At 35.1% G+C, this 11,665-nt stretch carries 18 protein-coding genes and 1 tRNA gene; 6 read left to right on the plus strand and 13 right to left on the minus strand.

What is annotated here, in order from left to right; all coding sequences use genetic code 11:
• Positions 1-25 precede the first annotated feature (25 nt).
• The gene (cobM, locus tag ILA26_RS06695) at positions 26-778 is read right to left on the minus strand and encodes a precorrin-4 C(11)-methyltransferase (protein WP_292895616.1); all 753 of its coding nucleotides are present in this window, start codon (positions 776-778) and stop codon (positions 26-28) included.
• Between the two features lie 156 nt (positions 779-934).
• On the opposite strand from cobM, the gene ILA26_RS06700 reads away from it, so the two are divergent.
• The 6 genes from ILA26_RS06700 to ILA26_RS06725 are packed head-to-tail and all read left to right on the plus strand — an operon-like array spanning position 935 to position 3,075.
• Positions 935-1,255 (plus strand): hypothetical protein, encoded by a 321-nt coding sequence (locus ILA26_RS06700; protein WP_292895618.1) that lies wholly within the window; start codon positions 935-937, stop codon positions 1,253-1,255.
• The gene (locus ILA26_RS06705) at positions 1,252-1,749 is read left to right on the plus strand and encodes a class III signal peptide-containing protein (RefSeq protein WP_292895620.1); all 498 of its coding nucleotides are present in this window, start codon (positions 1,252-1,254) and stop codon (positions 1,747-1,749) included. The genes ILA26_RS06700 and ILA26_RS06705 overlap by 4 nt, the downstream gene beginning before the upstream one ends.
• A gap of 16 nt (positions 1,750-1,765) precedes the next feature.
• Entirely contained in the window at positions 1,766-2,137 is a 372-nt protein-coding gene (locus ILA26_RS06710; RefSeq protein ID WP_292895622.1) for a carboxymuconolactone decarboxylase family protein, read from the plus strand.
• 7 nt (positions 2,138-2,144) lie between these two features.
• The gene (locus tag ILA26_RS06715; RefSeq protein WP_292895624.1) at positions 2,145-2,390 is read left to right on the plus strand and encodes a hypothetical protein; all 246 of its coding nucleotides are present in this window, start codon (positions 2,145-2,147) and stop codon (positions 2,388-2,390) included.
• A 1-nt stretch (position 2,391) separates the two neighbouring features.
• Positions 2,392-2,706 carry a hypothetical protein gene (locus ILA26_RS06720; protein WP_292895626.1) on the plus strand — a complete coding sequence of 105 codons (315 nt, stop codon included), beginning with the start codon at positions 2,392-2,394 and terminating at the stop codon, positions 2,704-2,706.
• Positions 2,707-3,075 carry a hypothetical protein gene (locus ILA26_RS06725; protein ID WP_292895628.1) on the plus strand — a complete coding sequence of 123 codons (369 nt, stop codon included), beginning with the start codon at positions 2,707-2,709 and terminating at the stop codon, positions 3,073-3,075.
• On the opposite strand, the gene ILA26_RS06730 is transcribed toward ILA26_RS06725, so the two are convergent.
• The 12 genes from ILA26_RS06730 to hypA form a co-directional block, all read right to left on the minus strand.
• Positions 3,072-3,833, minus strand: coding sequence for a TatD family hydrolase (locus ILA26_RS06730; protein WP_292895630.1), 762 nt, complete (start codon positions 3,831-3,833; stop codon positions 3,072-3,074). The two genes, ILA26_RS06725 and ILA26_RS06730, sit on opposite strands and share 4 nt — an antisense overlap.
• Position 3,834: 1 nt before the next feature.
• Entirely contained in the window at positions 3,835-4,599 is a 765-nt protein-coding gene (uppS, locus tag ILA26_RS06735; protein ID WP_292895632.1) for a polyprenyl diphosphate synthase, read from the minus strand.
• A gap of 24 nt (positions 4,600-4,623) precedes the next feature.
• A complete protein-coding gene (gene mtxX, locus ILA26_RS06740; RefSeq protein WP_292895634.1) occupies positions 4,624-5,337 on the minus strand; it encodes a methanogenesis marker protein Mmp4/MtxX in 714 nt (237 codons plus the stop codon).
• Positions 5,338-5,763: 426 nt separating this feature from the next.
• Positions 5,764-6,306, minus strand: a complete 543-nt coding sequence (locus tag ILA26_RS06745) for a zinc ribbon domain-containing protein (RefSeq protein ID WP_292895636.1) — start codon at positions 6,304-6,306, stop codon at positions 5,764-5,766.
• A gap of 12 nt (positions 6,307-6,318) precedes the next feature.
• Positions 6,319-7,263 carry a methionine synthase gene (locus ILA26_RS06750; protein WP_292895638.1) on the minus strand — a complete coding sequence of 315 codons (945 nt, stop codon included), beginning with the start codon at positions 7,261-7,263 and terminating at the stop codon, positions 6,319-6,321.
• Entirely contained in the window at positions 7,260-7,574 is a 315-nt protein-coding gene (locus tag ILA26_RS06755) for a DUF1894 domain-containing protein (RefSeq protein WP_292895640.1), read from the minus strand. The genes ILA26_RS06750 and ILA26_RS06755 overlap by 4 nt, the downstream gene beginning before the upstream one ends.
• Position 7,575: 1 nt before the next feature.
• Positions 7,576-8,034, minus strand: coding sequence for a DUF1890 domain-containing protein (locus tag ILA26_RS06760; RefSeq protein WP_292895642.1), 459 nt, complete (start codon positions 8,032-8,034; stop codon positions 7,576-7,578).
• A 9-nt stretch (positions 8,035-8,043) separates the two neighbouring features.
• Positions 8,044-9,126 carry a hypothetical protein gene (locus ILA26_RS06765; RefSeq protein WP_292895644.1) on the minus strand — a complete coding sequence of 361 codons (1,083 nt, stop codon included), beginning with the start codon at positions 9,124-9,126 and terminating at the stop codon, positions 8,044-8,046.
• 39 nt (positions 9,127-9,165) lie between these two features.
• Positions 9,166-9,238: transfer RNA gene (locus ILA26_RS06770), tRNA-Ala, on the minus strand.
• A 51-nt stretch (positions 9,239-9,289) separates the two neighbouring features.
• Positions 9,290-10,321, minus strand: a complete 1,032-nt coding sequence (locus ILA26_RS06775) for a DUF354 domain-containing protein (RefSeq protein ID WP_292895646.1) — start codon at positions 10,319-10,321, stop codon at positions 9,290-9,292.
• A gap of 18 nt (positions 10,322-10,339) precedes the next feature.
• Positions 10,340-10,996 (minus strand): hydrogenase nickel incorporation protein HypB, encoded by a 657-nt coding sequence (gene hypB / locus ILA26_RS06780; protein WP_292895648.1) that lies wholly within the window; start codon positions 10,994-10,996, stop codon positions 10,340-10,342.
• 18 nt (positions 10,997-11,014) lie between these two features.
• Positions 11,015-11,389 carry a hydrogenase maturation nickel metallochaperone HypA gene (gene hypA / locus ILA26_RS06785; protein WP_292895650.1) on the minus strand — a complete coding sequence of 125 codons (375 nt, stop codon included), beginning with the start codon at positions 11,387-11,389 and terminating at the stop codon, positions 11,015-11,017.
• Between the last annotated feature and the right edge of the window lie 276 nt (positions 11,390-11,665).

Below are 11,665 nucleotides of genomic sequence, written 5' to 3' on the forward strand. Positions count from 1 at the left end.
ATAAATGAGAAAATATTTTCCTCATTTAACGATATTCATGTTTAAAGTTTTTGTCATATAACTTGGATGCATTAAAGTCGCCTGGGTCTAGGACATCTCCCACCACAATCATTGCAGTCTTTGTTATATTAGCATCTTTAACCTTTTGTGCAATATCCTTGAGGGTTCCTCTGATTATTTGTTGGTCTGGCCAAGTTGCCTTTTTGACAACTGCAACTGGAGTGGTTTCCTCATAACCTTCAAGCAATTCATCAACCACCTTGTCAATCATGCCTATTCCCAAAAAGATGCACATAGTTGCATGGTGCTTTGAGAAACTTGCAAGGCTTTCTCCAGCAGGTTTTGGAGTTCTTCCTTCAGGACGAGTGATTATTACACTTTGTGAAATCTCAGGCAATGTCAACTCAGCTTCTAGAACACTAGCAGTACCGAACAGTGAGCTTACACCGGGAATGATTTCATATTCAATGTCATGTTTTTTAAGTTCTCGAATCTGTTCACCAATTGCCCCATAAATTGAAGGGTCACCTGTATGTACACGGGCAACCAGTTTACCCTCATTGACCGCTTCTGTGATTATGCCATCTGTTTCTTCGAGATTTAAGTAAGCACTGTTGTGAATCTCACAGTCATCACGAGCAGGACTTAAGACATCCTTGTTTACAAGAGAACCTGCATAAATAATTACATCAGCTTGTTCAATAACCTTCCTTCCTTTTACAGTTATTAAATCAGGATCTCCCGGACCTGCACCAATAAAAATAACTTTACCTTTCATACCATTATCTTTAATTACAATATTATATAAATATTGACTTTTAATATGAGCAAACTTTATTAATTTCTAAAATAACTAAAAAATATGGACAATAAAGGTTTCATTTCAATTGAATATCTATTTGCATTATTTATAGTTATAATTATTGCTCTAGGAGTGTTATTTTTTACTTCATCTGCATTATCATCGAGTTTCAATATTGATGATAGCGTATCCCATAGACTAATCTTGGATGAGGTGGCAAACCAAATAAACCAGGTAAACTCAAATGGTGAGGGATACTCTAAAAAGATTAATTTGCCCTCAGACAAAGGATATTATGAATTAACAATTAATAAAAACAAGCTGATAATTGAGTATGATGGTAAGAAGGGAGAAACATTACTCCCTTTGGTTAATATTGATTCTAAAGATAAGCTGATTAGCGGCAGGAGTTATCTGATAACCAAAACAGATGAGGGGATTGTGATATCATGACCGACAATAACGGACAAGTTTCGGCAGAATTCCTATTCCTTTTTGGGGTTTTGATATTGATTGTAATGCTTGCAATTGTTTTTGTAGCCCAAGAGCAGGAACTCAACACGGCAATGGCCGCTGCAAGAAACGGTGCCAATGAGGGTCTTTCAACTTCTTCAAGTGCAATCTATCCAGAAGACACATACAGAGATTATTCAACATCAAAAACAACATTACTCTTTCCATATTCTGTTGAAATAGTCAATGTATCCTATACTGACTTGGGATATGATGCAAATTATGATAAAAAAAGAGTGCAATTCAAGGTTTATGCAAAAACATCAGACAGATTCAGTCATGATGAATTAGTGTCAATTGGCGACAGGATCAATTATAATTTAAGAAAATCCGTTGCCATTAGCTTCAACTCGACATCGGCAACAAATAAATTGTACAATCCGGTATTTTCGCCACATTATGTTTACACTACCGCTAATGTTAAATGGGTTTGAAAATATATTCATAAACATGTCTAGGTATGAAAAAGGTAAAGAAGTTTTGGAAGGCATTCAGGAAAGGTCTGTTGAGGAAATCTTTGAGGGCATTGAAGATATCGCTCCCGACATGTCACGATTTGTTGTTGAATTCCCCTATGCTGAAATATATACACGTGAGGAAGTGGATTTAAAGACCCGTGAATTGTGTACAGTTGCGGCACTGACAACCCTTGGAACAATCCCTCAATTGAAAGATCACATCAATGCTGCATTGAATGTTGGAAACACTCCAACTGAAATTGTTGAAATCATAATGCAAATGAGTGCCTATTGTGGTTTTCCAAAGTCAATCAATGGCGTGGTGGCCGCAAAGGAAGTATTCACTGAAAGGGATTTGATATAGTGATAAAATGTATGAATTGGATGGAATCAGCATTTCCGATGTTAATTATGACAGGGTATGTCTGAACTGCAAGCATTTGCAGACTAACGTCCAGTTATACGGACCTGCACAGGGAATGAAATGCACCCGTGGAATGAGCCAGACAAATCCAGATGATTCATGCAGCATGTTCGAGCCGAATACAAGCGTTGACAATCAGGATTTGAACAGATACTTCAACAAAAAGCAAAAATTGGATGTTTGGAAAAGATAGAATGAGTGATGAAACATTTGATGTTGTGGCAAGCAAACTGCAGGAAGAGCTTATCGACATCTTCAAAAACAATAAGGAAGTAAATGACTATGAGCTAATAGTGTACAAATACGTTTTCATCAGCGAGCTTAAGATTCCACTACTTGAGGATTTGGGAATTGAAATTGATGAAGATTGTTTCATGCTGCACATAATCCCTGATGACCTAGAATTCAAGCTGCTTCGAAAGCTGGATGATGCATTTGACAAATTCGAAATTGATTTCATGCCAAACCAATATAATATAATTAAACTAAGATTCAAATTAAGTGATTAAATGTATAACGAAGAAGAAAAACAAGAATTAATGAATGAATTGAAAGAAATGGAAACATTCAAGGCAGACACCGGCGATGAAGGAAAAGTCTTGCAGGAAGATTTGAAAAAATTTTTCATTGACGGTGAAGGTGATGAAGAAGACCTGATTTTTAGAATAGAACTATACTTCTATGCGTTCAAGCTATTCTGCAGAAAACAAGTTAAAATCGACAGGAACCAATTCACAATATTTTTAAATGATTCCCTTCTGGATTATCATCTGATAAATTTAGTAAAAAAAGACATGACAGACTTCGAATTGGAAATTGAAGCTGTAAAAGAAAATAATGAAGTGTTGATAAACTTAAACTTCATCTTACACTTTTAAATTTTAAAGATTTTGCGAGCATTGTTTGTTGTTATCTCATCAACAGTGCTTACATCAATATTTTTTATCTCGGCAATTTTATGAACTGCTTTAACAACATTGACAGGTTCATTCCTCTCTTCTTTTGTCATTGCCAAGTATGGACTGTCGGTTTCAGTCAACACATAATCAAGATCTATTTTTTCAATCAAATCCTGATGATGCTTTGAGTAGCATAGCATTGTTGAAAAACTCATGTAAGAATTGTCACGGTTCATGATTCTTTTAGCTGTTTTCAAGCTTCCACCATAGCAATGGAACACAAAATAAGGAATGTCATCATAGTCCTCAATGATATTGACTGCCTTTTTCTCACAGTCCCTCACATGCATTACAATAGGAACCTTATATTCATTGGCAAGCTCTAAAAAGCCTGTGAATATTTCCTGTTGCCTTTCGCGCAGTGCCTTATCGGTAACATAGAAATAATCCATTCCAACTTCACCGATAGCTACAATTTCATCCAAATGGTTGCAAATGTTATCGTGAGCAATGCTAATCTCTTTTTCAGTTGCATTTTGAGAACTTACTGGGTGAAAACCAAAAGTGGGATAAATAAAACCTTCATAATCTTTTGAAAGTTTCAATACATCCATATTACTGTCATTGCTGTAACCTGAAACAATCACATTATCTAGCTTGTCCTGAGCTCTTTTGATGACTTCTTCACGGTCACTGTCAAAGTCTTCAAAATCAATGTGGCAATGTGTATCCATCATATTATACACCGAATCTTCTCTCTCTTTCCTGATATGACCTTATTGCCCTTATGAAATCAACTTTTCTGAGTTCAGGCCATAATGTTTCACAGAAGTATAACTCTGAGTAGGATGATTGCCAAAGTAAAAATCCACTTAGGCGCTCTTCACCACTGGTTCTGATGATAAGGTTAGGGTCAGCCAAACCTTCGGTGTAGAGGTTTTTGCTTACAAGTTCCTCATCAACGTCATCAATTGTGATTTCACCAGCTTGCACTTGTTCGATAATCTTTTTAAATGAATCGATAATTTCTAAACGTCCATCATATCCAATAGCTATATTAAATAATCTTTTATCGTAGTGAGCTGTTGCATCTTCTGCTTCCTTGATTGCATCACGTACACTTTCTGGAATTAGTTCGGTTCTACCTACTACTTTAACTTTCACTTCGTTTCTGTGGATTTTTTCATGGTCTACTAATCTTTTGAAGTTGGTTACGAACAGGTTCATGAGTCCTTCAACTTCGTGTTCTGGTCTGTTGAAATTTTCGGTTGAGAAAGCATATACGGTAATGATTTCAATTCCAAGTTCAATACTCCAATCCAATACTTTTTCTAAAGTATCTACCCCAATTTCATGTCCTTTAACAACATCCATGTTTCCCTGGAGTTTGGAGTATCTTCTATTACCATCCATGATTATAGCTACATGCTTTGGCATTTTCTCAGGTTTTAAGTCACGAGTAATGTACCATTCATATAATCTATAAAGAATATTTTCTGCCATAAAAATCCCTCAATTTTGTGGTTTTTAATCTTCAGTCAATTCATTTACTAAAATTAAACTGCGGACATATCCCTCAATGCTTTGGTCTCGGCTGGTATCGATATAGATCCTATCTATTCCAAAAGTCACCGCACCATAACTTGGCCAGGAGCTTAGCAATACCAATGTTCTGAAAATTATATTCCCCACTCTGCCGTTTGGTGCAATAATGACATTACAGTTGTCATCCATAGCTTTTTCGATTAATATAAAATAGTTTTTGACATCTTCAGATGTTTCTTCAATTAATTTGGTTAATTTTTTACTGTCTTTAATTGAATTGGAAACTTCCTTTCCTCTTCCAAAATCATCTTCTCTTCCTTCTGCAAGAACTGCCACTTTTGGTTTTTTTCCAACTTTTTTAAGGAAATCACAACAGCTCATTGCTATTTCGAACTTATCTTCAACGCTAACCCCTTCATCAATTCCAACAGGTGTCAATAGGAATTCATGTTCATTCCCATTCACATAGGTCGCTCTTGACAAATTAGGATAGTGCTCTTTGAGTTCTTTCATGATATTAGATGCTGGAAGAGATCCGCGAACTACACCATCTATTTTATCATCTAAAACTGCTTTGACCAAGTCTTCATCCTTATATATTAATTTAAGTTCCGTTTTTGGGTGTTTTTCTTTAAAAATATGACAAGCTTGTATTATATTTTCGTTTTCACCAACACCAATAGCTATTGTTTTCATTAATTTTATAATATGTTACTTATTATAAATTAAAGTTTTCTAAAATTATGATGTTTTCAGATAATTTTTTAAAAAAAAGTTTTAATCCAATAATTTGAGTTATTTCTAGACTCGAATATTACACCCTCATTGATAAGTATCCAGGAGATTTCCAGTTTTATACTTTTTTGTGTGAGCTAATGTAGATATCAATTTAGATTTTATTATTGTTTAATATAAGGTCCTGTTATATGCAATGTTCGATTGATTATTTTATAGAATCTTCCAATTGTTTGTAATATTATTGACCAATATGTTGTTTTCCACGAGCGAAATAAGTTTCATGAAACTAGTTCTACTAAAAAGAAGTGCTCAAATAAAATATAGCAGAAAAAATACAATTATTAAATAAAACAAGAGATTAGAATAGAAAAAAATTATATAAATTTAACTTTCATCCTGACCTATTACTTTTACATCGTCAAATGCATCATAATGGTCAACATAAATCATGCAGACCTCATCCTTAAGGCCAAAAACAAATGCACAACCCTCATTTTCATATTCCAAATAATATCCTGAATATCCAAACATCTTTGTTGGTGAACCTCCAAGAGTTGATGCAACTTCCTCACTGTTTATTCCAGAGCCGGGAGTGCTTGTAACACCAATTTCAATGTAGTTCTTATCATTGCTCCATCCCATTGCACTGGATTTAACGTTTCCATCATAATTCACATCAGTTCTTGACGGCTCCTTGACATAATCGGATGGAAGCTCAAACTGGACATCCTCAACCCTTACCGTTTGGGTTTGGTTGGTTAAAAAAATAGTGGAAGCTACAGCAACAATAGCAATTGCTACAATAACAATTAAAATTAGATATTTATTTGGAAACTTACGTTTACTGGGTACTTTTTCACCGCAATTGGCACAGAACAATGCATCATCCTTTAGTTTTTCACCACAATTCCGGCAATATTCTGTCATATTATCCCAAGATTAACTGTACTTATCCTTAATCTGGTTCATCAATCTTAGCTTTTCAAATGCAACATCTTTTGGAGCTCTTCTCAAACCGCAATCTGGATCTAAAAGCAAGTTGTCACTTCCAACAATTTCAATAGCCTTTGTGACCAACGCATCAATATCATTAACATCATCAACAGTGTTAACTGAAGAATCGACACAACCAAATCCTATTTTTTTATTGGAAACCAAAGAAGCGTTTTGCTCTAAAACACTCAAATTAACGTTGTTTCCTGCAAATTCAAAATCAAGTATGTCAACGTTGAAACGGGCAATGTCTTTGAATGCATCCTTTAAAATACCACAGACATGCATCGCCAATGGTATTTCCAATCCGTCATGCAATATATCAATAGCCTCACGGGCGGTTTTCATGTCCACCATTCCGGTTGAGAGGAACGGTTCGTCAATCTGGATGTAAACCGGATCCACTTTTTTTGCTATTGCATCGACTTCCTGCTTCAGGGAATGTGCAAGGTCGATTATAGCATCTTCCTTGTTTTTATAGAATGATTGAATTCTTGAAGAATGAACGATGGTTGTTGGACCGGTTATGATTCCCTTTACGCCACAACCTTCAGGAATATTGCCGTTATAATAATTTTTCATTACCTTCTTGGCATACTGCAAGTCCTTAACGGAAATTTCCTGAGTTGGATTTCTTATTTTGGAAACAATTACAGTATTTCCATCCTCAATCTTCATTCCAGGAATGTATTGTGTAAAAATAGAAACCATGTCACCTCTTACCTGACCGTCAGAGATTATATCTACTCCAGCATCAAGCTGAGCGATGACACTGTCTTCAATTGACTGCTTGAATGAGTCATATGCACCAAGTGCACTTAATAGCTTATTTTTTGTTGAAGTGACCTCTTTCACTTCAACTGGAAAACTTCCAACAACAGTGGATTTCATTTTTTATTACCAATGTCTAATTTACGGATCTTTTCAACTTCTTCATCATCGATTGGTAATTCAACTACAGAAGTTCCATGACAAGGTTTTGTGTATGGTAAGAAAACAGTTCCCTTTTCATGGTCAAATCCGATTGGAATTGGAGGTATTCCTATAACTCTAACTCCCAATACTTCATCACCAGGTTTGATGTAGACCAAGTCATCAGCCTTGAATCTTATAATCATTGCACAGTCTTTAAAACCTGCTTTTGAAGCGTGAATTTCATAATTATCAGATTGTTGCAAGTAAGTATCTAAACAGAATGACATCTTATTCAAACTCCTTGATTGCTTTGTCAAATTTAACTTTAATTGGTGAAGGATTATGGAAAGCTCTTACTGCAGTGATTAAAGCATTACTTCCACTTTCTTCAATCATATTAACAAACTCTGCAACTTCATCAGCATCCCTTGAAAATACCAATGCCAATGATTTGCATTGCAATATTTGCTCAAATGTCACGAAAAATGATGCCGCAGCATCTTTGTGAACAAAACCTACTAATAAATCATAATCTCCCGGTTGAATGTCACCTAAATGCCTTTCCAAATCAACCAAGTTAAGATTATAATAATCTTCAGGGTCAGATACCTTAACCAGCTTTTTAGCTGCAGGATTAGCTGCAATGGTGGTTTCATAACCCATTTTTGTTAACTTATTAAACACGTAAACTGCCATCGGAGTTTGAGCTGGAGTTTCAGGACATCCAAGCAATACCAAAGCTTTCATATAACTACCTCATGATCTTGATTTAAGTGTAACAACATTAGCTAAAATCAATGTACCTACAAATATAAATGTTAATAAAGCCATACCATTGATGGAACGGTTAAATATGAATAAACCGACTAAAGCCTGTGCACAGAACGCTGCAAGCGCACCGGTTAAAAGCACCTCCCTACCAAGGTATTTTTTATTATTCTTCTCTCTTTTTTCTCTATACATTTTCAATACTTTAAAACCAATTACAATGGTTCCCAGTACAAATACAATCAAACCAATAAGACCTAGAATACCAAAATCGAATCCCCATCCAAAGAGACCTGGAAGCATATAATCGATTGTATCCTTTTGGTTTACTAGAATACCAAAGAACATTGGGAATGGAAGACCAAAGAAAAGTACCAATTGCATCGGCAATGTAATGTAACCTTCAGCAAATGCCGTACCATCCGCTCCCCAATACGAAGCATCAGCATTATGGCCTATTAATTGAATATTACTTAATACAGTTTTAATACTTGATGCAGAATATTGTTCAATCCTACCTAACCTTAATAAAGGTGAGAAAATTGTCATACCACTTACTCTAGCAATCACTTCTAAAAGCACAAATCCAATACCTGCAGCACCTAAAAACATTCCAATTCTTTTAGCGGTAAATACTGATTTTTCCCGGAATGATTTGGAAATCATCAAATAACCGAAGAATAGACCTATTAACCACAATATTAAAAATGACCTGTGCATTAATCCTCCAAATATGGTAATACCTGCGAGGAATAAGATAACAAATCTTCTTAAAGGTCGAATATCTACACCCGATTCCTTCATCACCTTCAGAGAAGCCAAAGCCGCAACGGTTCCCAGTAGAGCCAAAGGCCCGAATGGGTGTGTAAACTCTGCCTGGCTCGAAGCTAGTACCAGGAGTGCAATATCTCCTGCAAAGATTAATGTAAGACCTCCCATCAAGAAGAGAGATAAGAAAGTTACAACACTAAGTGACAATGGAATTAAGTTTAGGGCAAAAATCCATGTTACAAATAGTATCACAGCTACTTCAATAATTAATTGTAAGTGGTTTTGAGCAATTAACAACATATTCTAATCACAATTTTCTTTTATTTTTAAAAATATAAATGGACTGACCGGGATTTGAACCCGGGGCCTCCGCCATGCCAAGGCGACGATCTACCATCTGAGCTACCAGCCCAAAAAAATAAATTAGTTTTAATAAAATATATGATTATTTTAATATAAAAAACTATTTACCATTCTTTGCCAAATCATATAAATTATCAATAATCACTTGGAACAAATCATCAGTTTCAATGTTGATTTCCTCATGAGGATTGACAATGAAATCAAGTGCCTTCTCAATAACCTCATCAGTGTCGATAGACCTGAACATCAAGCCTTTATTGATGTAATATTGATCTACAGATAAAGTTTCACCAGGATAACATGATATCACTGGAGTTTGAAGTATTGCAGCTTCCCTATTCATTGTTCCACCTGCACCGATTACCAAATCTGATTTTTTGATAATGCTTGATGTGTCAACAGGAGGTTTTAAGATTGAAACATTTTCGATTCCTTCAAAAATTTCAGCCTGTTCCTTGAATCTTGGAAGAATCAAAATATTGGCTACATTTTTCAACTCATCCACAATAGGAGATAAAACTGATTTTCTACAGTCTGTATTTAAATAAGATGCCAATGAAGGTTCAGGCCTCATTAAAATAGTTTTAGGATGTTTCAAATCCAAATTCAAATCATTGAATACATTATCATTATATTCAAAACTTTTAAAATGCATCAATTCAGAGGTTCCATCATAGGATATGATAGTGTTTGGATCAGCTCCAAATTTCATTAGTTTCCACATGTCAATAATTTTCGGTGTGATAATCCTGTCACATAATGGAAGGGTTAGCTTATTGGCTGCTAGCGCATGTTCATTATCCAAAACGTATAAGCTTGGAATTCCTAAACCAAAAGAGATTCTAGGAAGCTCAATGGAATGCTTGCTAAGAGCAACATCCACGTTTTCACCATTGATGATGTCAACAAGGTTGTAAACTCTTTCAGTGCTTTCCCTTAATTTATCGTAAAGACTTACTCCATGTTTTCCAACAGAAATAAAATCAATGTCATACATGTCCATTAACTTATGGATATCACCAAACTGTCTAGCAGTAACTATTACATCCTCACCTTCAGCTTCTAAATATTTTATTACATCTTTAAAGAACCTTACATGAGGTGCATTTGAAATATCTATCCATATTTTCATGAAACCACCAAATTAGAATTAATTATTATTTTTTGCTTCTTCAATTACAGCAATTATTTCATCCAATCCAACACCTTCTTTTAAGCTGGATTTGATAACCTTGATTTTAGGATTTAATTTTTGAGCATCTGCAACCATCTTGTCAGCATCTGCTCCAACTGCATCTGCAAGATCGACCTTGTTGATTACAACAACATCAGAGGTTTGAAAAATAATTGGGTGTTTTTCCACAGTGTCGTCACCTTCAGTTACACTTACAACAACAATTCTCAAGTGTGAACCTAAGTCAAAATCAACAGGGCAGATTAAGTTGCCCACATTTTCAATGATTACCATGTCTAAGTCATCTAACGGCAAGTCTTCAAGTCCATGACCTACCAAATGTGCATCTAAGTGGCATTCCTTACCAGTGTTTAAACCTACAACTGGCACATCATGCTTTTCAATACGTCCTGCATCAAATTTTGAGATAACGTCTCCTGCAAGAACTCCAATTTTATAATCAGTATTATCGATAATCTCTTCTACAAGTGTTGTTTTACCGGAACCGATTGCTCCTACAAAATCAACACAGAAAATGTCTTTGTCTTCTAAGTTTTTTAAGTTTTTGTCTGCTAATTTCTTGTTAGCATCCATGATATTCTTTGCTACTTCTACATCAGCTACTTGGTGCATTATTTTGCCTCCTATTAATTAATCGTCAGGTTTTTCAATAACAATATTTTTAACTACAATATCTTTCCCATTTAAGATTTCTACACTCAAGCTGTCACATTCAGGACATTTTACTAGCGGAGCATAGTGGTCACTATCATCAAGGATAGCTTCTCCATGGAATTTACAATCATAACATTCAATTTCAGCAGGAATTTCTTCAAATTTTATTTCTGCATCCTGCATTATAGTATTTTCAATCAATACTCCTAAAATAAATTCTAATTGTTCAGGATTTATCATAGCAAGTCTTCCGACTTCAACAGTGACTTCAGTGACTTCAGTTGCATTATTAGCCTCTGCAGTTTCTAGAACTGCATTAATAATACCTTGAGCCATGGATAATTCGTGCATTTTACTACTCCTATATTTAATATCAATATGTAAATTTTAGTTTTATTTATTAATAAAAGTATTTAATATATTGACATTATTGAGTATTACTTTGAACCTCTCCAGCTTGTAGAAGTTGGAGATTCTTAGGCCATGCCTATTGTTTTGTCAAGGCCTTTCCATTCGTAATAATATTCGAATTTTCCTTGACCAATAGGTATGAAATCTACTAAGCATAGCACCATTGAACCAGTGGCGCGTAGAGCTTCGTCTAAAATATTTTTTGCAGCATTAACA

The organism is Methanobrevibacter sp. (assembly GCF_017940815.1).
Taxonomy (GTDB): Archaea; Methanobacteriota; Methanobacteria; order Methanobacteriales; family Methanobacteriaceae; genus Methanocatella.

Coding starts and splice junctions, on each gene's coding strand:
- cobM (WP_292895616.1), bottom strand. CDS start 778: ATGAAAGGTAAAGTTATTTTTATTGGTGCAGGTCCGGGAGATCCTGAT.
- ILA26_RS06705 (WP_292895620.1), top strand. CDS start 1,252: ATGACCGACAATAACGGACAAGTTTCGGCAGAATTCCTATTCCTTTTT.
- ILA26_RS06710 (WP_292895622.1), top strand. CDS start 1,766: ATGTCTAGGTATGAAAAAGGTAAAGAAGTTTTGGAAGGCATTCAGGAA.
- ILA26_RS06715 (WP_292895624.1), top strand. CDS start 2,145: ATGTATGAATTGGATGGAATCAGCATTTCCGATGTTAATTATGACAGG.
- ILA26_RS06720 (WP_292895626.1), top strand. CDS start 2,392: ATGAGTGATGAAACATTTGATGTTGTGGCAAGCAAACTGCAGGAAGAG.
- ILA26_RS06725 (WP_292895628.1), top strand. CDS start 2,707: ATGTATAACGAAGAAGAAAAACAAGAATTAATGAATGAATTGAAAGAA.
- ILA26_RS06730 (WP_292895630.1), bottom strand. CDS start 3,833: ATGATGGATACACATTGCCACATTGATTTTGAAGACTTTGACAGTGAC.
- uppS (WP_292895632.1), bottom strand. CDS start 4,599: ATGGCAGAAAATATTCTTTATAGATTATATGAATGGTACATTACTCGT.
- mtxX (WP_292895634.1), bottom strand. CDS start 5,337: ATGAAAACAATAGCTATTGGTGTTGGTGAAAACGAAAATATAATACAA.
- ILA26_RS06745 (WP_292895636.1), bottom strand. CDS start 6,306: ATGACAGAATATTGCCGGAATTGTGGTGAAAAACTAAAGGATGATGCA.
- ILA26_RS06750 (WP_292895638.1), bottom strand. CDS start 7,263: ATGAAATCCACTGTTGTTGGAAGTTTTCCAGTTGAAGTGAAAGAGGTC.
- ILA26_RS06755 (WP_292895640.1), bottom strand. CDS start 7,574: ATGTCATTCTGTTTAGATACTTACTTGCAACAATCTGATAATTATGAA.
- ILA26_RS06760 (WP_292895642.1), bottom strand. CDS start 8,034: ATGAAAGCTTTGGTATTGCTTGGATGTCCTGAAACTCCAGCTCAAACT.
- ILA26_RS06765 (WP_292895644.1), bottom strand. CDS start 9,126: ATGTTGTTAATTGCTCAAAACCACTTACAATTAATTATTGAAGTAGCT.
- ILA26_RS06775 (WP_292895646.1), bottom strand. CDS start 10,321: ATGAAAATATGGATAGATATTTCAAATGCACCTCATGTAAGGTTCTTT.
- hypB (WP_292895648.1), bottom strand. CDS start 10,996: ATGCACCAAGTAGCTGATGTAGAAGTAGCAAAGAATATCATGGATGCT.
- hypA (WP_292895650.1), bottom strand. CDS start 11,389: ATGCACGAATTATCCATGGCTCAAGGTATTATTAATGCAGTTCTAGAA.